A 23233-nucleotide genomic window follows, 5' to 3' on the forward strand; every position below is an offset into this window, starting at 1 on the left:
ACTACCGGCCGAAGACGGCTCTTTCGGGTCGGGTCAGGTTGTCATGGGCATGACCTCATGCGTAACGCGAGCCCCATGCACCACCCGGCCCTCCGAGAGGATCGCATCAGCGTGAGAAGTCCGAGAAGCCTCGTGAGCAGTCTGAAGCCGAAATCGACGGCGACCGTTTTCGTGACCGCGGCGGCGCTGGCCCTGGGCTGCGGCCTGGGCACGGCGGCGGCGGCCCCTTCGTCCCCCGCGCCGTCCCTCGCGCCGTCCCCCGTGGCCGCCGCGCCCGCGTGCGGCTCGGCGACGGTCTCCGGCCGTACCGTCAGCGGGGCGCTGCCCGCGGCCGAGGTCCACCGCCAGCTCAACTCACTGACGCGGCAGCACCGTTCGCAGTACGGGACGCCGTCCGGGATCGCGGCCAAGGGCCCGCTCGGTACGGCCTCCCCGGCCACGGGCACCGTCGTACGGCCGCTGCTCGACATCCACCCGGCGCAGGGCACGGCGTTCAAGTCGCTGTCCGGCTCGGACGGTTCGTGCGCCACCCAGTCCGTCTCGACCCAGCTCACGGTGCACGACAGCGGCACCACCATCTACACCCCGACGATGTACCCGGCGGGCGGCTCCTGCGTCGAACTCGTCACCGTCTACACGCGGACCGTCCGCTCGGTCTCCGCCTGGGACTGGTGCCGCAGCGTCAACTTCGCCGCCTCCGTCACCATCAACAGCTCCTTCCTCACCACCTACACCGGCGGCACCGGCTCCTACACCGGCCGCGTCGTCAAGACCTCCGCCGCCTCCAACACCTGGTCCGCGGACCTCTACAACTACTCGACCGGCCAGTGGGACACCCTCTTCGCCCAGTCCGGCACCAACCAGTCCGGCCGCACCGACGGCTGGGACATCGAAGAGCTCTACTCCACGGTCGGCACCTCCGGACAGGCGTCCTCCTGCGCCGACATGGCCAACCTCACCTTCGAGTCCGCCAACATCGCCGTCCGCACCAACGGCACGTGGTCCCCCGCCTCCACCGCCAACGCCGACACCCACTACGACTCCCCCGCCGGCTCCTTCTACTGCCCCACCCGCACCTTCCAGATGCTCACCCCTTACACCCACTGGAAAGCCACCGGCTGACCTCCCGTCCCCGGGTGGCTCTGGCCCGAAGGGCCCTGGCTTGCCGCGCCGGGCGGGCGGGCCGGCCAGGGGTCGGGCGGGGCCCGGCTAGGGTGGGGTGATGGCGGCGATTCGGCAGATCCAGGTGACCTTCGACTGCGCGGAGCCCGAGCGGGTCGCGCGGTTCTGGTGCGAGGTGTTGGGGTACGTGGTGCCGGCGCCGCCGGAGGGATTCGGGACGTGGGGGGAGTACGACGCCGCGCAGCCTCCGGAGGAGCGGGGGTCGTGGTTCGCGTGCGTGGACCCCTCGGGGGCAGGGCCCCGGCTGTACTTCCAGCGCGTCCCCGAGGGGAAGGCCGTCAAGAACCGGGTGCACCTCGACGTACGGGTCGGCACCGGCCTGGCGGGGGAGGAGCGGCTGGCCGCCCTGGAGGCCGAGTGCGCGCGGCTGATCCCGCTCGGCGCGGTGCGCGTACGGCTGCTGTACGACGGCGGCAGCGACTCGTGCATCGTGATGCAGGACATCGAGGGCAACGAGTTCTGCCTCGACTGACGCGCTCGCGGGGACCCGCGCCGGAGGCGTCGGCCCGGAGATCGACGACCCGGAGCGCAGGGACGCGGTACTCGTCCGGCTCGATGATCGAGGACGAGAGGCACCCTCGGAGGGGGCAGGACCCGGGTGCGGGGCGGACGGTCTGGGTCTTGATCCGGCGGGATGCCAGTCAGTGGGGGTACGTGCGGGGCGGGCGTTGACGGGGGAGGGTGTCGCGGAACTGCTCGATGGCGGAGCTGATCTGGCGGGTGAGGTGGGTGTCCTCGATGCGGTCGAGGTAGAGGTTGCGGCGCGCGAGGCCGACGGCGTCGACGCAGAAGTAGAGGGACATGAGGGGGTTGATGAAGAGTTCGCTGCGCTTGGTGCGGGCGGTGAACTGGACGTCGCCGAAGTCGCCGCGGGTGGCGGCGGCGATGGAGCCGTGGACGATGCTCGGGTACTCGGGCGTGGACGCCTGGGCGTGGGCGACGGCGTCGAGGTAGAGGGCGCCCTCGCGGCTGGCGGGGGAGAGGGAGAAGGCCCCGAGGTAGGCGCCGTCGCGCTCCAGAGCGGCCAGATTCTCCAGTACGAGGGCGTGGTTGACCCCGTGGTACGCGTCCACGCCGAAGCCGAGGCAGGCGACGAGCCGTTGGGGGACCTCGTCCAGCGCGCGGACGGCGGCGAGGCTGGCCATGTCCTCCTCGGGGGTGCCGAGTCCGCTCTCGTCGCCGCGCATGAGGATGTCGGTGCCGCCGTCGACGAGGACGATCGCGTCGACGCCGCCGAGGTGGGCGATCAGCGCGCGGTACGCGGCTCGCAGCGGCTGGACTCCCGTCCGGTCGAAGGCGTGGACGGTGGACGGGAGGCCCTGCCCCTCCAGCCAGCGCGCCAGCGTCCGCTCGGGGAAGTAGTCGCCCCTGGCCACGGTGTCGGGCCCGATGACGGCCACGTCGTGGTCCAGCCACACGCCCAGGTCCAGGCCGTGCAGATCGGCGAACGACAGATTCGCCAGGTGCACTTCCTTGCCCTCGGCGCGCAGCGCGAGCGCCAGCGGCAGTCCGGCGTAGACGTCGAAGCCGCCGCCCGCGCCGGCGACGAGCACGCGCCGCGCGTCGCGCAGCCGCGTGAACAGGGCGGGCTCATGAAGGGAGTACACCCAGGGACGGTAACAGGAGCGCGGAGCGAGGCCGTTGAGGACATCCGCAGGTCATGACCCGACACCGCACCCCGCACCGCGCGACGTGCCGAATCCCCGACGCGTCAAGCCAGTTGCCGCTGGCGCAGCATCGCGTGGTGCGACAGCGACGGCCCTCCCCGAGGGCGCTCCCCGCACTACGCTCGTCGCCTGACCGAGAGGCACTGGGGCGGGGGTCACGGGCGTGAAGCGCATCGTCGGGGTGCACGGGATCGGGCAGTCCAGGACGTCCAAGGAGCAGCTGACGCGCGACTGGTCGGGGGCGCTCGACCGTGGCCTCGGCGCGGCGGGCGCGCCCACACTGCCGCCCGGCACCCTCGAACTGCCGCACTGGACACGGCTCCTGGCCCGTCCGGGCAAGCACCTCGGCCCGGACGACGATCCCTTCGACAGCGAAGTCCCCCTGGGCGACGGCGAGGCCGACTTCGTCACCCGGGCGCTGGAGGACGTCGTTCCCCGCGAAGACCTCGACCGGATCGGGGAGTCGGAGTCGCAGACGCTCGGGCCGCCGCAGCTCTGGCCCGCGCGCCTCACCCGCCTGGTGATGGCGTACGACCTGCGCTTCCCCCGAGGCGGCGGCAGGCTCTTCGTGAGCGCGATGCGCGAGGTGCGCTTCTACCTGTACGAGCCCGGTCTCGCGGCCCGGGTCCGGGCCCTGGTCGCGGAAGCGTTCGACGCGGACACCGCCGTGGTCGTGGGGCACTCGCTGGGCAGCGTGATCGCCTACGACCTGCTGCGCCGGGAGGAGATCGCACCCGACCGCGCGTCCGGGGTGCGTACGCTCCTGACGTGCGGCTCCCCCTTGGCCGTTCCCTCGGTACGGCGCGGACTGGGCATCGCCGACGGTGAGCCCATGGGGCTGCCCGCCGGTACGGGGTGGGTCAATGTCTTCGACCCGGGGGACGTGGTCACCGGCGGCGGCGGACTCGGTGGTCTGGGGCCCGGGATCACCGACGAAAGGGTGAACAACGGCATCGGAGACCCGCACAGCGCCGCCCGCTACCTCCAATCCGGCCCCGTGGCACGCGTGATCGCGGACGGCTGCCGGTGAACCGGGGCGCGGCTCCGCGAACGGCCCGGCGATCGCTGATCGAGATCGCCGAATCGGAGCGGGACGACGACCCCGAATTCCGTGAAGGGATCGCCGCCCAAGTCGCCGTCGTACGGGAGTGGTGGGCCGAGAGACCGCCGAGTGAGAGCCGCTTCGAACGGCGCGGCCCGAAACGGCTCGACACGGTTTACGACCTGCGCGAATTCCTGGACGACGCGCGGCCGGAGGAGGCCGCCCACGATCACGCGCTCGTGGTCTACGTCACCGGCCACGGGGTCACCCGACCGTCGCACGACCACTTCCTCCTGCTGCGCGACTCCGACGAGAGACGTCTCCCGGCGACCGCGTTCCAGACCGGCGACCTGATCGCGCGCGTCCTGGACTCCGACTCCGACCACATCCTGGTGATGGTCGACTCCTGCTACTCCGGTGTCCTCCGCAAAGACCTGCAACGCCGGCTCGAAGCCTTGAACAGCGCACGGCGGAACCTGAACTCCCTCGTGGTCATCTCGTCCGCCAACGAGACGGGGACCCCGCGTCCGCAGCAGTTCACGCGCCTCCTGCAAGCCGTCTCCGCGTACTTCAAGGAAAAAGAGGCGGGGTTCGCGAACGCGCACCTCAGCTTCGCGGAGTTCTTCGAAGCGATGCGCGTTCTGCGCAAGCGGGATGTCTCGCTCGATGTGCAGTTCCTCTGGCCCAACTACGCGCTGATCAGCAGCGACGACCATCAGGACCTCAGCCCCTGCCTCCCGAACCCCGGTTACGCGCCCGAACGCGTCGTCGTCGGCCCCGCGCGCGGCGCCGTCGCCTGGAGCGCCGCCGACCTCGACGCGTACTGGCTCTCCCGCGCCTCCGGCCGGCCGTCGGACGGCGGCCCCGGCTGGCACTTCACGGGCAGAAGCGGGCTCGTACGGCGCTTGAACCGGTTCCTGACGGGAGACGCGAGCACGCTCGTCGTCACCGGAGAGGCCGGATCGGGGAAGTCCGCGCTGCTCGCCCGGGCCGTGACGCTCAGCGACCCGGGGTTCCGGGCGGACCCGGCGTACGCGCCCCTCATCGAGGACATTCCGCCCGGCCTCCTGGTGCCCGTGGGGGCGGTCGACGCGGCGGTGCTCGCGCGGAACGCGGACGCCGACGAGGTGGCGGCGGCGCTCTACGCGGCGCTCACCGGCACGGTGCCGACCGGGGTTTCGGGGGTCGGCGTCCTGGACGACCTGCTGGATCACGTACTGGTCACCGCCCGTCGGGAGGGCCGTCCGCTGACGATCGTCATCGACGGCATCGACGAGGCCAAGCACCCCGCGAGGATCGTCACCGACCTCGTCCGCCGCCTGGCGCATCAGTGGACCGACGACGAACTGCCCGCTGTACGACTGCTCTTGGGCGTGCGCAGCGCGCGCCCCGACACGGGCGGCGACGGCCCCCGGCCGCTGGTGGACCGGTCGGCTGATCTGCTGAGTCTGCTCGTTCGGTCCACGGACGCCGGGGAACCGCTGCGGACGGACACCGACGCCGACACCGTCGAGGACATCGCGGCGTACGTGGGCGCGCTGTTGAAGGCCCGGTTCACCACAGGTCCCGGCCCCTCGGCACCCCCGGCCCCCCGCGCTCCGGACCGCCGGGCTCCGGACCGCCGCGCTCCGGACCGCCGGGCTCCGGACCCCCGCGCCCTGGAACGGCTCGCCCTCGCGGTCGCGGAGGAAGTGACGCCCTCCTTCCTGGACGCGCGCCTCGCCGCCGAAGCCCTGCTCGCGGCACCGGACCGGCTGCCCCGCCCCGACGACGCCGACTGGCGGCGCGGTCTGCGCCGGGGCACCCAGGAGCTGCTGCGACAGGATCTCAGGGCGGTCGAGCGCGCCACGGGCGTACCGGCCCGGTCCGCCGTGCACGTCCTGCGCGCGACCGCGTTCGCCCAAGGGGAGGGCCTTCCGTGGGGCGAGGTGTGGCCGTGCGCCGTACAGGCGTTGGCGCGAGGCGAGGTCGCGGCGCCCGAGGCGCTGGTCAGGCGGGTGCAGGAAGGTCCGCTCCAGGGATATCTGGCCAAGGGGGTGGAGGACGGCAAGTACGTCTACCGGCCGGTCCACGAGCGCATCAGCGAGGTGCTGCGCGGGGACCCGCGACTGCTGCTCTCCGGGGAAGCGGAACCCGGCACGTCCGAGGAGGCGGAGGCGGGCGTCAGGGCGGCCCACCGCCAACTGGCCACCGCCTTCAGCGCACTTCACGCGCGGAAGACCGGGCTGCCGTACCCGTACGTGTGCCGCCACCTGGTGCAACACGCGGCGGCCGGAGGCGTACTGAACGACCGGGTCGTCACCGACGGCTTTCTGCCGCACGAGACGAGCGGGAACGTACGGGGCGCTCTCGGGCTGCTCGCGGAGCACGCCCCGGACACCGAGCGGCTGTTCGCGTGGGCACGGATCGAGCCGTTCCTGGCCGACGCGCCTCCGCTCGCGCGCGCGGACAGCCTGCGCTTCTCCCTGCTGGAGGGCAGGGAACCGGCGGCGGTACGGGACAGCGGCGGCCCGGCCGCCGGCCGTCTCGTGCCAGTGTGGAACCACCTCGCGGTGCCGGGCAACGTCTTGGCGAGGCAGGACGCGGACCTCTGCTCCCTGGTGTCCTTCACCCTCCGGGACGGGACACCGCTGATCGCCGTGGGCGACGCCGACGGGGCCATACGGGTCTGGGACCCGGCCACGGTGACCCCGGTCGGTCCGCCGATCCCGGGACACGGCCGCTTCGCGCGGGCGCTGACCGTCGTGAGCGATGCCGAAGAGCCATCAGCCGAGGTGCAATTGGCGGTCGGCTGCGATGAAGGCGTCTGGATCTGTGACCCGTTGAGCGGCAGCACGCGACAACTTCCGGTCACCTCGGCCGTCCAGGCCATGGTGTCCTTCAGCGACGTGTACGGGTCGCCCCGACTGGCGATCGGTACGGCCAGGGGGCTCGTGCTGTGCGATCCGCTCACCGGAGGGCCGCGCGGCGGCGAATGGGCGTACGGGGACGACTCGTTGACCTCGGTGCTCGGGCTCGCGGCCTTGGCGCTCACCGATGGCACCACACTCCTGGCCGTTCAACGGGCGGGCCGCGTCGAGATCGTCCAGGCCGCCGCGCAGGGCTTCCCCACCCGCCCGGTGTGCACCGTGCGGGTGGATGACGACGAGATCGCCGCGCTGGCCCTGATCGGGGACCGGACGGGCGAGAGCCCCTTCCTGGCACTGGCCTCCCGGACGCGCGGGACGGTCGGCTTGTGGGACGCGCTGACCGGCGCCGGATTCGGGGACCGCACGGTCAGGCGCTCCGCGACCGTGCTCGCGCCGTACCTCCGCGCCGGCTCGGAGCCGCTGCTCGCGCTCGGCACCGACGACGGCGCCGTCCACCTGTGGAATCCCGAGACGGGGGAGGAGGCACGCCGGTTCCCCGCCGACCACACGGACGGGGTGACGGGCCTGGCCGTCGTGCCCGGTCGGGACGGCGTGCCGCTTCTGGTCTCCGCCTCCGCTGACCGGACCGTGCGCGTGTGGAACCCCGAGGCGTGGGCGCGGCACCCGGAGCGGTTCGCGCGGTCCGTCCGGCGCGCCGACGGGACACTCCTCGCGGTACTGCCCGGCCCCGGCGACGCTCCCGAGACCGTCGAGGTCGGCCCGGACCGGAACCTGACCGTGAGATCGGCGGCCACGGGGGCGGTCATCCGGTTGATCGACCTTCCCCGAACGGGACTTGACGGTCCGGTGACGGCCCTGGCCGTCCACGCGCCGCCCGGCGGTTCCCCGATGGTCTTCGCCGGGCTGCCGGACGGTGCCATCGGCGTCTGGAGCGAGGGCCGTTGGCGCATGATGAACGCGTGGATCTTCGGGGACGACCACGCCACCGCCTTCGCCGCCTTCGCCGACAGCGGGCGGACCGTGCTGGCCGTGGGGACGCGCCATGGGTCGGTCGTGTACTGCGACCCGGCGAACGGACAGGTGCTGGGGTGGCTCCACATCGGCGAAGACACCGGGTCCGTCCACGCGTTGACGTACGTGCCGCTGCTGTCGGGCGGCGTCCTCGCCCTGGCCTCCGAGGACGGCGGCGTGCGCCTGTGCCGCCCGTTCAGCGAACCGCACGCCGAATGGCCGGGAGACATCGGCACCGTGGAGTCCCTGGCGGTCCTTCCGACATACGGGGAAGGGGAGTTGCTGCTGGCGGCCGGTGGTTCCGACGGCTGCGTACGGCTGTGGACGGGTGATCCGGAGCGGGAACCGTTCACGCTGCCGACCCGGCACGACGGTCCCGTATCCGCCCTCCACGCCGTACGGTCGCCCGGCTCCCGCCGCCTGCTGGTGAGCACCGGCCACACGGACACGACCGTGCGGCTCTGGGACCCGGCCGCCGGGGAAGAGGTCACGCGCCTGGTCACCGCGGCGGCCCTGACGTCCCTCGGCGTCGTGCCGTCCACCGACAGCCCGGCCCCTCGCCAGCCCGTGATCGTCTTCGGCGGCCCGGCCGGAATCGGCGCGGTGACGCCGAGCGCGGCGCGGCCCGAGGGGTAGTCGCAGCACGTGCCGTTCAGGCCACCCGCATACGGGCGACCGCCTCGCGCGCGCGGCGCCGGGCCCGCTCCGACAGCACCTCCCGACTGTCGTGGGGCGACCCGAAGCCGCCGCAAGTGTCGCTGAGCGCAAGGGCGTTGCTCTGCGAGACCAGACGGCCGAAAGCCGTCAGGCGCACGGGATCGGCCGGCCGGATCAGCCGCGCCAGCTCCGTCCGCGGGCCGAGGCCCGCATCGCGGGCGACGTCGTCCGCCAGCGCGCACCTGACCGTGTCCCAGGCGGGTCCGCCGGTCGCCCGGTACGCCTTGGCGACGGTGTCGGAGTGCAGGACGTCGGCGCCGTGCCGGTTCAGCGCGTACGCGGCCACGTACAGGCCCTGGTGGTCGCGGTCGCGGCACTGCTCGCCGTCGACGTGATCGGCGCAGTCGCAGCCGGTCAGCCGGGGCAGCACCGCCGCCGTGACGTGTTCCGGATCGGCCCGGCGGCTCGGGGCCCCGGGAGGCGGCAGGGGAAGTCCCGCCTCCAGGGCCCGGGTCCGCCAGGCCGCGCGCGCCGCGTCGAGGGCCGCCGAGGGCCGCTGCCCCGCGCCGAACGAGGTCATCCGTGAAGGGTTGGCGTGACCGAGGCGGCTCACCCCCGCCAGGAAGGCGGCGGCCGTACGGGCGCTCCGCGCGTCGTCGGCCGCGAACGCGTCCGTGAGCTCGGCCCGTTGGCGCTCGCTCAGTACCCGGTCCCAGAGTTCGAGCATCACGCAGGCCGCGGTGGCCAGTTCGGCGACGAGCGGATTCCACCCGTGCGGCTCCGAGAGATCGACCGTGCCCCAACACCATTGATGTGCAATGTTGTTGAGTTCTCCTGGTTGGCCCACGTTGCCCTCATTCAGCGTGCTAGCGTCCTGCCGCATCTCATCAGACACAGCGGAGAGCGGAGCACGGATCAGGTGTCGTTGGCCGAATTACGACCGTCCCCGGGGCCGTCACGTCCTCGCTGGGACCCCAGAAGGCAGGCGTGCGTACCGGTGCTGACCGCCCGGGGGCACGGCACTCGCGTCACCCTCGTCCACGCACTGCGGCACGCGGACGGTCTGCGCGCCGTCTCGGCGAAGACCGCAGGGGAGACCGTCGCCCTGCTGGAGTACCTCCTCGCCGTCTGCTACGCCTCCACCCGCTGCCCGACGACCCGTGACGAGTGGCTCGGCTGGGTCCGCGACGGCACGCCGCTGACCGGGGCCGCCGACTGGCTGGACGGCCGCCCCGACGAGCACTGGGACCTCTTCCACCCGACAGAACCGCTGGGGCAGAACGCCCTCCTCGCCCCGTACCTCGACGAACACGGCGCGGGACCGGCCCAGTTGGTGATCGAGCACGCGGGGGACTACAACCAGTTCTTCGACCACCACCACCTCGAACACCCCACTCCGCTCCCCGCCGACGCCGCCTTCCGCGCGATGCTCACCCAGCACGCGTACGGACCCGGCGGCCGGGCCCGTATGCCCGGCAAGGAAACCCTCGGTCCCACGCTCACCAACCTGGCCGCAGGACGCCTCAGCACCCGTATCCGGGTCGTCGCGCTGGGGACGACGCTCGGCGACACCCTGCGGCTCAATCTCGTGCCGACCGCCGAGGACCCCGGCCGCTTCAACCGGACCTGGACGGTGGCGCCGGAGCCCCGGCGGGGCTTCCTGACCAAGCCGTCGGGGCGGCGGGTCGACGGACCGGCCGACCTGAACACCGTTCTGGGACGCTCGGTCCTCCTGCGGCCGACCGTCACCGAGGACGGGACTCCCGCTGTCGACCGCGTCCTGATGGCGGCCGGTGAACTCCTCGAACCACTGGCCCACCACCGCACGCAGGACGCGGTCTACGACGGGGAGGGCGCGGGGAGCGCCGACGCCAAGCCGCTGCGGCCCTCCGCGACCAAGGCGTTGTGGCGCGAGGCGCACGCCCTGTACGCGGCCGTCGCCGACCGGACGCACGGACCCGACCTCTACGACCGCCTCGCCCTGCTGCGGGGCCGTCGACTCAGCCTCTGGGCCGTCGGGTTGATAGCGAAGCAGACCACGGTCATCACCTGGGTGTCGGACACGTTCCCCTTCGTGCCGGGCCGCGAGCGGGACATGAGATACGCGGCCGAGCGGGGTTCGCTCATCGCCGACCATGTGGCGGCCTGGCTCTTCAAAGCGGCCTACGTCGCCTGGACGGTGACGTACCCCAACCCGAAACCGGGCGACAAGGACCGTCAGATCGCCCGGTTCGACGCGCGGCCGGAGCACTGGGCCCACACGGCCGAGCCCTTCCACACGCTGCTGGACGAGACGACGGCGGCCGGGACCGAGGAGCGGGTCGACGCGGCGCTCGTCGCCTACGCGGCCGAACTCGCGGACTGCGCACGGCGGTTCCTGGGCAACCGGCTCGACTCGCTGCCCGCCAACTCGCGCGGGATGCGGGCACGGGCGCAGGCGGTCCGGTGCCTGGAGAGTGGCCTGACCGGACGCACCGCCCCCGACGAACTGAAGGAGGACCGCGAGTGACCGCGGACATACCGGGCACCGCGTACCGCGACGGCGCCGAGCGCGCCGCCGGTACGGAGGCGCGCGACCGCGCGCGGAGCGAACAGCTCACCCGCTGGCTGGTCGGCCTGGTGCGGAGCCGCGACAACGGCACGCTCGCCGAACTGCGCCGCCCCACGGTCAGCCAGAACGCCCACATCGAGGCGGGCTGGTTCGACCCGTCGCGCCGCGCGGTGTTCGAGCAGGTGGCCTTCCTCTTCGCCGTCTACCACCGGGGCGCCGTCGAACCGTCGTGGGGATACGGGAGCCTGGGCACCGCGGCCCGCAGGATCGGCACCAGCCTCGGGTACGGGCCGGACGACGCGGGCGCCGGCAGGCTGATGGACCGCGTCGTCTCCAGCCGCCGGCCCCCTCTGCGGCACCTTCAGCACACCGTCGCCCGGCTGCGCTCGTGCGGCAAGCCGCCGCCGTCCTGGGCACAGCTCGCGGACGACCTCGCCCGCTGGTCCGACCGGCAGGCCCGTATCCGGTACCACTGGGCCGTCGACTTCCACGCGCCGTCGCCCGGCACCGCCGCCAGGAGCAGCAGAACCACCAGGACCGTCACGACGAAGGAACTGCCCACGTGAGTAACCCCGTCGCCCTCACCGGGCGCCAATTCCTCTCCCTGCACCTGCTGGAGACGCTGGTCGCGGTCCTCCCCGTCAGGGACGAGAACGGCGCGCCCAAGTCGATCGTCTACGGCGGTGTGGAACGGCACATGATCACCAGTCAGGCGCGCCGCCGCGCCGAGCGGGTGTACTCCCGCGACCGGGCGAACGCCCAGGAAGGGCCGCTCGCCGGGCACGCCATGGGCGTCCGTACCCGCGAATGGGCCCTGGTGACCGCCCGAGCCCTGGAGTCCCGGCACGGCTGGACGAGGGAGGAGGCGCTGCCCACGGCGCGGGCCGTCCTCCAGGCCGTCGGCCTCAACTTCGGCGATCCCGCCAAGCCCACGGTCGCCGACCTGACCAAGGTGCTGCTCTTCGCGCCCGCTGACGCGGGTGACCGGATCGCCGACCACATCCACACCGACCGGGCGGCGGTCGGCGCGTGGGCGGAGCGGTACCTCGCCCAGTCTCAGGCGGCAGCGGCCAAGAAGCCCAAGGGACGGCGCGGGAGCGGTCAGCCGGAGGAGGCGGGCGCGGACGAAGCGGGCACGGACGGGACGGCTCCTGACGAGGCGGGCGCCGCCGGAGGCAAGCTGCCCGCGCTTCCCAAGGCCACCAGGACCGCGGTCCTGACCGCGCTGGCCCCCCGCGACGCGATCGACATCGCGCTCTACGGCCGCTTCCTGGCCGAGATCCCGGACTCGCCGAACGTCGACGGCGCGATCCAGAGCGGCCACGCCTTCACCGTCCACGAAGCCGAGTTGACCGACGACTTCTACGCCGCTGCCGACGACGCCAAGCTCGCCCGCAAGAGCAACGCGCTCGACTTCCTCGACTCGGCGGACGACTCGGGGGCGGGCATGACCGGCTACCAGTCGCTGATCTCGGGCACGTTCTACCGGCACGCCGTCCTCGACCGGCGCAGACTGCGGCAGAACCTGCGCGCGGCGGGCATGTCGGAGCAGGACGCGGAGACCGCGTCCGTCGCCGCGGAAGCGGAGTTCGTCAGCGCCTTCGTCAACGCCTTCCCGCAGGCCAAGAAGAACTCGACCGCGTCCACCGGGTCGTTGCCCGCCCTGGTGCTCGCCTTCGACGGCGACCGGCCGTTCAACTACGCGTCGGCCTTCCAGCGGCCTGTCGACGAACTCGCCGAGGGCGGGCCCGCCGGGGAACTGGCCGTACGCCGCCTCCTCGCCCACCACGCGTTCGTCCTCCGGCGGCGCGACGACATCACGGCGGGCCGCGTCCTCACGTACGACCCGGCCGTGCACGCCGTGCTCCAGGAACTGGGCGTCACGGATGTCGACTCCGTCGAGAAGCTGACGGAGCTGACGGAGCTGACGGAGCTGACGGAGCTGACGGAGTCGTCGGCGCAGTCGCAGTCGGCGGAGCTGCCGGGGTGAGCCTCCACGTCCTGCTCATCCGCCTCGCGGCTCCGCTCCAGTCCTGGGGAGTGGTCTCCTGGTTCTCCCGGCGTGACACCCACAGCCGCCCCACGAAGTCCGGCGTGATCGGTCTGTGCGCCGCGGCCCTCGGCCACGAACGCGCCGACGACCTGGGCGAGTTCCACGCCGTCCGGTTCGGCGTCCGCGCCGATCACCCCGGCACCCCGGTACGCGACTACCACGTCGTCGGATCCGGCCGGTATCCCGTCCGCCCGCGGGACGTCATCACCGACCACCGCAGGGCCGCCGCGCTGTCGCCCTCCATGGCGGAGGCCGGGGGCACCGCCTTCGGCCACCACGAACTCGCCGACTGGTACGGGGCGCCGAAATACGTCACCACCGATCCGTCATCGGGTGCCCTGGTCTCCCGGCAGCTCTCCCGGGGCGCGCTCATCACCGAGCGCTGGTACGTGTCGGACGCCGCTTTCGTGGCCGCGCTCCAGCATCACGACCGAGCCTTCCTCGCGACGGTCGCGACGGCGCTGGAGAGCCCGGAACGCCTGCTGTGGCTGGGCCGCAAGTCGTGCCCGCCGTCCGGCACACTGGCCGGGCCGCTGCTCGCCGGGACCGTCGAGGAGGCCTTCGCGTCCGTCGCGCTGCTGCCTTCGCAGGGCGTCGGGGCGCCGCCGTCGCCGCGGCCGTGGGCATGGATCGAGGCGGTGGACCCGGACGGTACGGCGACTCCCGTACAGGACCAGCCGGTCACCTTCGACGCGGACCGTCGCGCGCACACCACGCGGTGGGAGACCCGTACCCGCGTCACCATCGACGAGAACGCCACCGAATGGGACGTCATCCCGTGACCAATCCGCCCGCCGCCGCCCGATTCGTCGCCACGCACAGCGTCCTGACCATGGACGCCCGGCACCCGTACACCGCCAAGTCGCTGGTGGACGCCCAGGACATGCACCGCACCGTGATGAGCGGCTTCCGCGGCTGGGTCGCGGACGGCGACCCCGACGCCCGCGCCCAGACAGGGGTGTTGTCGACCTGGTCCGTCGATCTCAAGGCAGGGGCGCTCGTGCTGGTGGTGCAGTCCAGGGTCCCGGGGGACTGGGCGGGCGTGCCCCGCGACGCGCTCACCGGGACACCGCGGGTGATCACCGTCGACCGCACCATCCGCGCCGGGGACTCCCTGACCTTCCGCATCGTCGTCAACCCCACTCAGAGTCGTCCGGCCGGGCCGCCCACCCCCGAGCGCCGCCGAGGTCAACGCACCGCCCACACCCGGCCCGACCACGTACGGCACTGGTTCGCCCGGCGGTTCCAGCAGCCGGGCGAACCCCGCAGGGCCCCCGACGGCGTCGCCCGGATCGGCGCCACCGCCGAGGAGGAGTCCCTGACCGTCCGCATGCTTCCCACGGTCACAAGTCCCGCCCCCCACAAGGGCCTTCGCATCGCCCGCGCGGAGATCCGCGGCACCCTGACCGTCACCGACCCGGCCGCCCTGGTCGACGCGATGACCCAAGGCATCGGCCACGCGCGCGCGTACGGCTGCGGGCTGCTGCTGACGCGGTGAGCGCACCGAAGGTCGGGCCAACGGACCTTACGAGCACGGCCGTTGGTAGGGAATGCCGGGGAAGTGGGCGGTCCACACCGCGTCGGTGAGGACGTTGGCGGTGGCGGCGCAGACGCGGGCCGCGGCGGTGTCGGGGGCGAGGGGCCAGAGGCGGAGGGTGCCCGCGACGGAGGAGGTGATGAGGGTGCGGCCGTCGTGGGTGGGGGCGAGGGGGCCCGCGCCGGGGGCGGGCAGGGGGCGGCCCTTGGGCGCGGGGTGGTGGAGGTCGGAGACGTCCCAGAGGCGGACGGTGTTGTCGGCGCTCGCGCTGGCCAGCAGCGAGGTGTGGGGGACGAAGGCCAGGGACTCGATCCGGTCGCCGTGTCCGGTCATCGGGCCGCCGAGGGCGGCGGGCCTGTGCGGGTCGGAGACGTCCCACAGGCGCAGGGTGCGGTCGTGGGAGAGGGCGAGCGTGCGGCCGTCGGCGGAGAAGGCGGCGGCCGACGCGCCGTAGCGGGAGTCCCCGTAGGCGCTGGTGGGGATGGCGGCGAGCGCGGCCGGGCGGGTGGCGTCGCGGGTGTCCCAGAGCTGGTACGGCTCGGGGGTGTTCTCGGTCAGGGTGAGGCGCCCGTCGGCGCCGAGGGCCAGCAGGTTCCCCCGGAGCGGTGAGTCGGCGACCAGGGGGCGGGGGCCGGCCGGGCCCGAGATGTCCCAGAGGCTGCTGTGGAGCGCGGTGGTGGACCACAGGCGCTTGCCGTCCGCCGTGAACGACAGCTTGCGGATCGACGCTCCGGAGGGCTCGCCGAAGGGCTCGCCCAGCGGCGCGGGGCGGGCCGGGTCGGCGAGGCTCCACAGCGCGATCGTGGTCCCGTCCGCGGCGACGTCCATGTCGCCCACGGCCGTCGCCAGGGTGCGCCCGTCGGGGCTGACGGCGAAGACCGAGGTCCGGCCGTCGGGTCCGGGCGTCGGCCGGCCGGTCGGCGTCGGACCGCGGGCGTTCGTCAGATTCCACAGCCCGACGGCGGAGTGCGGGACGGAGGAGTTGTCGTCGACTCCGGCGACGAGCGTCCTGTCGCCGGGCAGGACGGTGATCGAGTCGACGGCGCCGCCCGGGGTCGCGACCGCGGGCGGAAGGTCCCACACCCGGACGGTGGAGCCGTCGCCGCTGGCCAGGGCGGACCCGTCCGGGGAGAACGCCAAGGCGTCCACGGTCTCGGTGTGTCCGCCCAGCGGCGCGTACATCGCGACGAGCGGATGCGGGAACTCCTCCTCCAGCGAGGACGACGCCAGGCCGGTGTCGGCGACGCGCCAGAGCGTGACCGTACGGTCGTCCCCTGCGGTCGCGAGCACCTGGCCGTCCGGCCGCATGGCCATGGACAGAGCCGCCCCGCGCGGGAGTTGGTGCTCGTTGTGCAGGGCGGGCCGGGTCCGGACGGTCAGGTCCCAGACGCGCAGCGTCTCCGGGGACAGGGTGCTCGGCTCCCCGTTGCCGCCGGGGTCGCCCGCGGTGGCCAGCCATCGGCCGTCCGCGGAGAAGGCGACGTCGGGCGTCAGTGTGGCGCCCACTTGCAGGCCCTGCGGCAGCAGTTCCTCGAAGCGGCCGGGCGCGGAGACGTCGACGAGTTGCAGGGTGTTGCCGTCCTCCCACACCGCGAGGGTGCGTCCGTCGTGGCTCAACGCGACGGCCGCGCCCGGCCGTTCGGCGCCGGGCTTCGGGTGGGCGGGGTCGGTGAGGTTCCACAGCGTCGTGGTCCCGCCGTTGACGCCCACGTCGGCGGTGATGAACTCCCGTCCGTCCGGGGTGAACGCGACCATGCGGGTGTCCTCGGTGCCCGTCATGCTGCCGGTGCGGCGGAAGTGCGCCGGGTCGGACACGTCCCACAGGTCGAGTACGGGGTGCGGGGCGGAGCTGTCGGCCGTCGTCCCGTCCGAGCCCTCGGTCGCGTCGCGGGCGAGCGGCGCGTACACCGCCAGCCGTCGCCCGTCCCGGCTCAACCGCACGTCGGCGGCGCTCTTCAGGCCCGGTACGGCCCGCCCGACGCGGCGCGGGTGCGACGGGTCGCGGCTGTCCCACACCGTCACCGAGCCGTCCGCGGCCCTGGTCGCCATCCGCCTGCCGTCCCCGCTGAAGGCCGGCGCGCCCGTCGCCCCCGGCACCAGGGCCGCCAGCGGGCCGTTCGCCCAGGACAGGAGGTTGGTGTACTTGTCGTCGTCCGGCCGCATCCGGTACGAGGCCAGGTCGAGCAGGGCGGCGAGCGACGGGTCGCTGGTGCGGACGCGGTCGGCCTCGATCGCGACCTGGCCCGCGATGGCGGTGTCCCGCTCCTTGCGCGCGGTGTCCCGCTGCGTCTGCGCGGTCGCGCGCTGCTGGAAGGCGAAGACGGCGGTGCCGGAGGCGATCAGCACCAGGGCGGTGAGCACGGCGATGACATTGCGCCGTAATCGCGCGGCCCGCGCGGCCTGTTGGGTCGAGGCGGCGAGAAAGTTTCGTGCCGCCGGGCTCAGATGGTCGGGGGCGGAGGTCGCAGCGGTGGTCGCGCGCTCCAGCCGACTGCCCCGGAACAGCAGGGCGTTGTCGGAGCCGCCGTGCTCGCTCCACGCCCGTGCCGCCTCCTCCAGCTCCTGGCGCACCAGGATGTCCGCCCGGCCGCGGTCGATCCAGCGGCGCAGGCGGGGCCACGCGCGGATCAGCGCCTCGTGGGTGATCTGGACGCTGACGCGGGCCGCGGCGCGGCTCTCGTCCTCGGGCCCGTCGCCGTGCGGCCCGTCGCCGTGCGGCTCGCCGCCTTCCGGGGCGCCGTCCAGGGTGAGCAGCCGTGCCCGGCTGAACGCGGTCAGCGCGGCGGCCGTCGCCGAGGCCGCGGAGCCGTCGGTGGCCAACTCGCCCAGTGACGCGCGCCGCCGGGTGTCCTCGGCGCCGTGCCCGATGCGCACGAGCCGCAGGAACAGCGCCTCCGCCGCCTGTCGGGCGGCCATGTCCAGTCCGGCGTAGGCGCGTTCGGCCGACGTGGAGATCGCCTGCCGGATTCCGCCGGTGGCCTGGTAGTCCGCCACGGTCAGCGCACTGCGGCTGCGCCGTATCCACGTCATGTGCAACGCGTGCGCCAGCAGCGGCAGTCGGCCCGCGGTGAACCACGCGTCGGGGTCGGGGTCGCCGACCGTCGGGTCGTCGGGGAAGACGCCGAGGTCCCGCAACAGCAGCTCCTCCAGGCCCGGTTCCATCGTCAGCCCGGTCGCCTCGGCGGGAGCGACGATCGCGGCGCGCAACTCGTCCTCGGTCATCGGCCCGACCAGGACCTGGCGGCCCCTGAGCACCGCGCGCAGTCGCGGGTGGGCGATGGCGTGGCCGTAGAAATCGGCGCGGAGGCCGAGGACGAGCAGGACCGGGGGTGGCGTCCCGTGGGGCACGGGGCCAGGCGCGGGGCCAGGCGCGGGGCCCGGCGCGGGCTCCTGCGCCATACGGCTGACGGCGTCGATGAATGCGCGGCGCTCGGTGTCGTCGGTGCAGAGGGTGAACAGCTCTTCGAGCTGGTCCACGATCACGACGAGGCGGGGCGCCGGTGCGTCGGCCGCCCCGGCCCGCGCGGCCAGGGCGACGCTGAGCCGGTCGGTGTAGCCGCCGGGGTCGGTCCGTAACGCCTGTTGTACGGCGGCGGCCTCTTCGCCGGTCGCGGCGGCCAGCTGTCCGGCCAGTGCCGCGAGCGGGTGCGCCGTGGGCGTCAGGACGAGCTGCGGCCAGTCCCGCGAACCCTCCACCGGAAAGCGGTTGCCGCTCAGCGCGGGCCGTAGACCCGCCATGAGCAGCGACGACTTGCCCGACCCCGAAGGGCCGACCACCGCCAGCGGTCCGCCCGCCTCCAGTTGCGCGACGACCTCGGTGATCAGGGGATCGCGCCCGAAGTACCACTGCGCCTGGTCGACGCCGAAGGGGGCCAGGCCGGGGTACGGGCAGCGGTCGTCGTCGCCCGCGGGCCCGTCGGCGCGCCGGTCGGTCCGGCCGCGGGCGCCGTACATGAACAAGTCGCGTGCGGCGTAGTAGATATCGCCGCCCGCCTGGTTGATCCGGCTGTCGCCGGACGCCGTCGCGGTCTGTTCCACCGAACGGGCGTCCGCTCGGCCGCCGGCGGCGGGAGTGCCGGCCGGTCCGGCCGGGTCAGGCGTCGGGGGCATCGGTGAGGTGGATGCTGCCGCCCGCCTGGAAGACGCGGTTGCCGCGGCCGGAGACGGTGGCGCGCTGGATGACCGTCGTCCCGGGCGTCGTCGGCGCTGCGGCCGGGCTCAACTCGTCCAGCACGCGGCGCAGTTCGGCGGCCAGCGCCGGGTCCGCGTCCAGCATGCGCTGCAATCTGCGTTGCCAGTCCGCGGCGAGCTGCGTCTCCGTCTCGGCGTCCCCGCTGTCCCGCGCGGCCAGCACATCCGTCCGGACCTCGGCCAACTCGGCCTCCACGGTGGCCACTCGCTCGGGATGCACGCGCCGCCACAGCGCCAGCGCGGTCGCCCGCGCGTCCTCCCAGGCGTCACTGGCCATCGCACTCACCAGCGTCGTTCCCGCCGCCAACACCAACGGATCCACCCCGCCCGCCCCCCACCGACCCCGGCTGCCTCACGGACCGTCATCGTATCGGCACATCCCATTCGGCCAAGGGAGAACGCCGGGCTCCGCTTGGGCCGTTCGTCCGACCGCCGACCGCCGACCGCCGACCGCCGACCGCCGACCGCCAGCCGTTCGTCCGACCGCCGGGCCGCCGGGCCGTCCGCTCTGCCCGAGCGGGCGGCCCGAGGGCGTATGGGCGTATGGGCGTATGCCGGTGCGGGTCAGCGCACGCGGACGGTCACCGTCACGGTCTTGAGGACCGCGGGGAGCTTGGTGGTGTCGACCTTCAGGATCTCGCCGTTGTCGGGCTCGGACGTGGGCGGGAGGACCTTCTGGTGGACGGTCCAGGTGCCGTCCGGGTCCACGGCGATGGTGTCGATGCCGAAGTCGTCGTCGTTGGAGAGGTAGAGGGTCCGCCCGGCGTCGGCGGTGGCGACGCCCTCGACCTTGTCGTGGGCGAAGAAGGCACCGGTGGGGTCGAGTTGGCTGACCAGGGTGCCGACGTTGAGATAGGGCTGCTTCTGGGCGACGTTGACGCCCGCGGCCGTGAGCGCGGTGAGGGCCGCGTTGGTGCCGCCCGTACCGACCAGCGCCTCGGGGGACTTGCCGCCGAGGGTCAGGCCGCTGACGTCGGTGGCCCCGTTGATGTCGACCTGGAAGAGCGTCTTGGAGGCGAACGGCTCGTAGTTGCCGTCCCGTTCGTCGACGAGGAACGTGGTGTTCGACAGCGCGGTGATCTCGCTGTTCGCGGCGCCGGTCGTCGCCGGGTTGTCGAGCAGGTAGAGGTACTGCTTGGCCTTGTAGTTACGGAGGTCGACGGTGATGATCCGGGTCGCCGCCACATTCCCGGCCTTGGTACCGCCGAGGTCGGGCTGCTGGAGCGCGGACTGCATGACGCCCACCAGCGTCGAGCCGTCCGGCGTGACCGTCAGCCCCTCCATGCCCTTGTTCTTGACGCGGTACGCGAGTTCGGCCGGCAGGTAGCCGACGATCTTGTGGAAGGCGTTGTCGGCACTGTCGCGGTACGGGGTCAGCCGCCCCAACTCGTAGCCGTCGGCGTCGAAGTGGGTGATGTACGGGCCGTACTCGTCGGAGACCCAGAAGGTGCCGTCGCGCAGCGCGACCAGGCCCTCGGAGTCGTAGCCGTACGGGTCCCTGGCGACGGGAACGGGCTTGCCGCCGTTGGCGTTCGTCGCGTTGACGTCGTCGATCGTCTCGCTCGTGTCGTGCGGCGGACGCCCGCTGTAGGGGACGCCGCCCCGGCTCTTCGGGCCCTTCAGCGTGACCTGCTTGAGGAGCTTCGCCTTGCCGTCCACGAGCTGGAACTCACCGATCTGCGGCGTGAAGTCGAGCAGCATCTCGGACTTGTTGCCGTCGGGGGCGTCGGCGTTCGGACCGCGGTCGGTCAGGCCGTAGAAGTGCCCGGGCCTGCCCGGCACCGGCGCGAGCGAGGAGCCGTAGCCCTCACCGGAGATGCGCGTGGTCGTGCCGCCGGGCCCCGCGACCGTGGCGAGCGGCGGCAGCGCCGACCCGTCGCGCCGCGTGTCCTTGAAGAGCCGCACGGCGTCGGTCGTCGTGTACGTGAAGGTGTCCGTGCCCGTGAAGCCGGGACGCGGGGTGTACGTGAACGAGCCGTCCGCGTCGACCGTCGCCGTACCGTCCTTCGGGTCCGTGTGCCGTACGACCGCGGTCGCGCCGACGTCGTTCCGCAGCACATTGCCGGTGACCTCGCCGTGGCCGGAGAAGGTGTCGGCGGTCGCGCCGAAGTCGTGCGAGGGGGCCGAGATCCAGCCCGCGGTGTGGGCGGCGGCCGTGCCCGTACCCACCACGACGAGCGTGGCGCCGATCGCGACGACGATCCGGGTGCGCTTGCGGGAGAAGCGTCCTGAAGTGCGTGATGTCATGGTCCTGAACCTGTCGGTCACCGGTGAACTGCGCGCCGACGTCAGGTGAATGCCGGGTTCACGCCTCGGTGCGCGCTCGCGCCGGACGGGAGGTCCCCGCCCGGCGCGAACGCCCGCACATCAGGAGCCACTTCCGTGCCGGGCCGCGCCCGCGTCAGGCGGTACCAGAGACAGACCGCCCTGGCGTCAGGCCGCCCCAGCGTCAGGCCGCCCCGGCGTCAGGCCGCGCGGGGACCGTGCCGCGGCAGTGTCACGCCGCGCCCGCCGCCTGATACGTCGTCAGGGCCTCGTCGCCCAGGTACGGGTGGTACTCGTTGTTGCCCGAGCTGACGCTGATGTTGCCGACCAGGTACCCCGTGCCCGCGCCCGTGTCGAAGTTGGACAGGAAACCGCCGCCGCTGGAGCCGCCGGTCTGCACGCAGTCGATGCCCCACATCGTGGAGTCGCCGCGCCCGGCGTCCGGATACTCCGTGCCCTCGCAGTGGTTGAGCTGCTCGCCGTTGCCCTCGGCGTCCGAGCCGCCGTAGCCGAAGGAGTGCACGTGCTGGCCGGTCGGCGAGTTGAAGGCGATGCCCTCGGCGCCCACGGTGTCCACCAGCGAACGGCCGTTGACGGTGTTCACCACCGCGTAGGCGAAGTCCCAGTTGGCGTTGCCCGCCGTCGAGACATAGCCGGACCACCAGTACAGGAGGCGGGCGGAGAAGGTGCCGAACGGGCGGTTGCCGTGGTTGTAGCCGGGGATGAAGACCCAGTTCTGGTAGGACTCGCCGGTGCCCGCGTTGACGATGCAGTGGCCCGCGGTGAGGACCACCGACTTGTTGTCGGCGTTGGCGACGGTCGCGGAACAGGCGAAGGTGCCGCCCGAGGAGTTCTGGAAGAACACCTTGCCCGCGGTCGTGTCGATCAGGCCGCCGCCGTTCCACGCGGTGGGCGAGGACATCGGGGTGACCCGGCCGCCCGCCGTCGTGCGCGGCCCCGCGACCGGCGGGACCGCCACGCGGGAACCCGAGGCGGCGGGCGCCCCCGTCGTACGGGCGGCGGCCGTGCCCGTGGCGGCGGGCAGATCGGTCACGTCCTTCGCGCCGCGCAGGCGCTCGGGTGTCCAGAAACGCTCCGCCGCGCTCTGCTGCGCGGCGGAGACGGACGTCTGACGGACGCCCGCGGGCGAGGCCGGCGCGGCGTGCGCCGTGCCCGCCGTCCAGGCGGTCGCGGCGAGTGCTAACGCGCCGAGGAGAGCAGCCGATCGCTTCATAGCGACAACTCCAAGTCCTTTTGGGGGAAGGGGGGAGTGCGTGGTGGGGCCGGTGGTGCCGGAATCGACCCGAATCCCGCCTCGACAACGTTGTCCAACTGCGCCTGCGTAACGTCGCCGAAACGTGAGCGGGTGCCACGCTAACTCCGCTGGAGTGTCGTGTCCATGGCATCTTCAGCCGAATGTGAGTGGCTGGTGGTGCGTGTGGGGCTACGGGCCGTGACCGTGCGCCGTGCGAAGGAGCGTGCGCGGGGCCAATCGAGGGAGTGCGCGCGGAAGGGTGCGCGGGGGAGCCGCGAGGGGGATGTGCGCCGACCCGCCCGCGCGCGTACGGAGACCACCCGGGTGGGCGTACACGGACGGGTGTACGTGGACGGGTGTACGCGGGTGTACGCGGACGGGTGCACGCGGACACACGCGCGCCCCCCGGGAGGTGATCCTCCTGGGGGGCGCGAGGGGCGAGGCGGGGGCTTCAGCCCTCAGTCGTCGCTCTTGTTGCTGTGGAAGACGTCCTTGGCGGCGTCCTTGACCTTCTCGCCGGCCTGACGGACATCGCCCTTGGCCTGGTCGGCACGGCCCTCGGCCTCAAGGCTCTCGTTGCCGACGGCGTGACCGACGGTCTCCTTGGCCTTGCCCTTCACCTGGTCGACCTTGGCCTTCGCCTTGTCGCTGTCGCTCATGATGAATTCCTCTTTCCTGGCTCTGTGCCGTGCCGTTTTTTCTGGGTGCTTTTCCTGTTTCGCTTGGCTTCCTGGCCGTTTACCAGCGGTACCAGCGGCCACGAGTGCCGCTCGGGCCGGTCGAGCGCAGCAGGAATCCCAGCGCCCACAGGACCAGTACCACGATACCGATCCACAAAAGCAGTTTCACGGCGAAGCCTGCGCCGATGAGAACCAGCGCCAGTAGAAGAACGATGAGCAACGCTGCCATGACGATCAACCTCCTGAAGTGTCTTCTGCCCCCGGATTCAGCG

17 protein-coding genes are annotated in these 23233 nt (G+C 73.0%); 9 read left to right on the top strand and 8 right to left on the bottom strand.

Going from position 1 to position 23233, the window contains the following annotated elements; all coding sequences use genetic code 11:
* Positions 1-132 precede the first annotated feature (132 nt).
* Positions 133-1122 (top strand): hypothetical protein, encoded by a 990-nt coding sequence (locus ABZX65_RS17415; RefSeq protein ID WP_355339933.1) that lies wholly within the window; start codon positions 133-135, stop codon positions 1120-1122.
* A gap of 100 nt (positions 1123-1222) precedes the next feature.
* A complete protein-coding gene (locus tag ABZX65_RS17420; protein WP_355339936.1) occupies positions 1223-1654 on the top strand; it encodes a VOC family protein in 432 nt (143 codons plus the stop codon).
* Positions 1655-1823: 169 nt separating this feature from the next.
* Here the strand turns inward: ABZX65_RS17420 and ABZX65_RS17425 are convergent, their stop codons facing one another.
* Complete coding sequence (locus tag ABZX65_RS17425) at positions 1824-2789, bottom strand: DUF1152 domain-containing protein (protein ID WP_355339939.1); 966 nt, start codon at positions 2787-2789, stop codon at positions 1824-1826.
* Between the two features lie 223 nt (positions 2790-3012).
* Between ABZX65_RS17425 and ABZX65_RS17430 the strand changes: the two genes are divergently transcribed.
* Together ABZX65_RS17430 and ABZX65_RS17435 are read left to right on the top strand one after the other, a co-directional pair.
* Positions 3013-3879 (top strand): hypothetical protein, encoded by an 867-nt coding sequence (locus ABZX65_RS17430; protein ID WP_355339942.1) that lies wholly within the window; start codon positions 3013-3015, stop codon positions 3877-3879.
* Positions 3876-8408 (top strand): AAA family ATPase, encoded by a 4533-nt coding sequence (locus tag ABZX65_RS17435; RefSeq protein ID WP_355339945.1) that lies wholly within the window; start codon positions 3876-3878, stop codon positions 8406-8408. Before ABZX65_RS17430 ends, ABZX65_RS17435 begins: the two co-directional genes overlap by 4 nt.
* Positions 8409-8424: 16 nt before the next feature.
* On the opposite strand, the gene ABZX65_RS17440 is transcribed toward ABZX65_RS17435, so the two are convergent.
* A complete protein-coding gene (locus ABZX65_RS17440; RefSeq protein WP_355339948.1) occupies positions 8425-9276 on the bottom strand; it encodes an HD domain-containing protein in 852 nt (283 codons plus the stop codon).
* Positions 9277-9426: 150 nt separating this feature from the next.
* On the opposite strand from ABZX65_RS17440, the gene ABZX65_RS17445 reads away from it, so the two are divergent.
* The 5 genes from ABZX65_RS17445 to cas6e are packed head-to-tail and all read left to right on the top strand — an operon-like array spanning position 9427 to position 14531.
* Complete coding sequence (locus ABZX65_RS17445; RefSeq protein WP_355339951.1) at positions 9427-10938, top strand: type I-E CRISPR-associated protein Cse1/CasA; 1512 nt, start codon at positions 9427-9429, stop codon at positions 10936-10938.
* Complete coding sequence (casB, locus tag ABZX65_RS17450) at positions 10935-11546, top strand: type I-E CRISPR-associated protein Cse2/CasB (RefSeq protein WP_355339954.1); 612 nt, start codon at positions 10935-10937, stop codon at positions 11544-11546. The genes ABZX65_RS17445 and casB overlap by 4 nt, the downstream gene beginning before the upstream one ends.
* Entirely contained in the window at positions 11543-12970 is a 1428-nt protein-coding gene (locus tag ABZX65_RS17455; protein WP_355339957.1) for a type I-E CRISPR-associated protein Cas7/Cse4/CasC, read from the top strand. Before casB ends, ABZX65_RS17455 begins: the two co-directional genes overlap by 4 nt.
* The gene (cas5e, locus tag ABZX65_RS17460) at positions 12967-13815 is read left to right on the top strand and encodes a type I-E CRISPR-associated protein Cas5/CasD (RefSeq protein ID WP_355339960.1); all 849 of its coding nucleotides are present in this window, start codon (positions 12967-12969) and stop codon (positions 13813-13815) included. Before ABZX65_RS17455 ends, cas5e begins: the two co-directional genes overlap by 4 nt.
* Complete coding sequence (gene cas6e, locus ABZX65_RS17465) at positions 13812-14531, top strand: type I-E CRISPR-associated protein Cas6/Cse3/CasE (RefSeq protein WP_355339963.1); 720 nt, start codon at positions 13812-13814, stop codon at positions 14529-14531. The genes cas5e and cas6e overlap by 4 nt, the downstream gene beginning before the upstream one ends.
* A gap of 27 nt (positions 14532-14558) precedes the next feature.
* Here cas6e and ABZX65_RS17470 read toward each other — a convergent pair whose 3' ends face one another.
* The 6 genes from ABZX65_RS17470 to ABZX65_RS17495 all read right to left on the bottom strand — a co-directional run bounded on the left by ABZX65_RS17470 (position 14559) and on the right by ABZX65_RS17495 (position 23190).
* A complete protein-coding gene (locus ABZX65_RS17470; protein ID WP_355339966.1) occupies positions 14559-18608 on the bottom strand; it encodes an AAA family ATPase in 4050 nt (1349 codons plus the stop codon).
* Positions 18609-18663: 55 nt separating this feature from the next.
* Positions 18664-19038, bottom strand: a complete 375-nt coding sequence (locus tag ABZX65_RS17475) for a hypothetical protein (protein WP_355339969.1) — start codon at positions 19036-19038, stop codon at positions 18664-18666.
* Between the two features lie 287 nt (positions 19039-19325).
* Complete coding sequence (locus tag ABZX65_RS17480) at positions 19326-21008, bottom strand: esterase-like activity of phytase family protein (RefSeq protein WP_355339972.1); 1683 nt, start codon at positions 21006-21008, stop codon at positions 19326-19328.
* A gap of 250 nt (positions 21009-21258) precedes the next feature.
* Positions 21259-22260, bottom strand: a complete 1002-nt coding sequence (locus ABZX65_RS17485) for a hypothetical protein (protein WP_355339975.1) — start codon at positions 22258-22260, stop codon at positions 21259-21261.
* 479 nt (positions 22261-22739) lie between these two features.
* On the bottom strand, positions 22740-22940 hold the full coding sequence (locus ABZX65_RS17490) for a CsbD family protein (RefSeq protein WP_355339978.1): 201 nt from the start codon (positions 22938-22940) through the stop codon (positions 22740-22742).
* 79 nt (positions 22941-23019) lie between these two features.
* Positions 23020-23190 carry a hydrophobic protein gene (locus ABZX65_RS17495; RefSeq protein WP_355339981.1) on the bottom strand — a complete coding sequence of 57 codons (171 nt, stop codon included), beginning with the start codon at positions 23188-23190 and terminating at the stop codon, positions 23020-23022.
* Between the last annotated feature and the right edge of the window lie 43 nt (positions 23191-23233).

The organism is Streptomyces sp. NPDC003300 (assembly GCF_040610915.1).
In the GTDB taxonomy this organism is placed as follows: domain Bacteria; phylum Actinomycetota; class Actinomycetes; order Streptomycetales; family Streptomycetaceae; genus Actinacidiphila.

Bases quoted from the DNA above. Each gene is read 5' to 3' on its own strand.
- ABZX65_RS17420 (WP_355339936.1), top strand. From the start codon at position 1,223: ATGGCGGCGATTCGGCAGATCCAGGTGACCTTCGACTGCGCGGAGCCC.
- ABZX65_RS17475 (WP_355339969.1), bottom strand. From the start codon at position 19,038: ATGGCCAGTGACGCCTGGGAGGACGCGCGGGCGACCGCGCTGGCGCTG.
- ABZX65_RS17480 (WP_355339972.1), bottom strand. From the start codon at position 21,008: ATGACATCACGCACTTCAGGACGCTTCTCCCGCAAGCGCACCCGGATC.
- ABZX65_RS17485 (WP_355339975.1), bottom strand. From the start codon at position 22,260: ATGAAGCGATCGGCTGCTCTCCTCGGCGCGTTAGCACTCGCCGCGACC.
- ABZX65_RS17490 (WP_355339978.1), bottom strand. From the start codon at position 22,940: ATGAGCGACAGCGACAAGGCGAAGGCCAAGGTCGACCAGGTGAAGGGC.
- ABZX65_RS17495 (WP_355339981.1), bottom strand. From the start codon at position 23,190: ATGGCAGCGTTGCTCATCGTTCTTCTACTGGCGCTGGTTCTCATCGGC.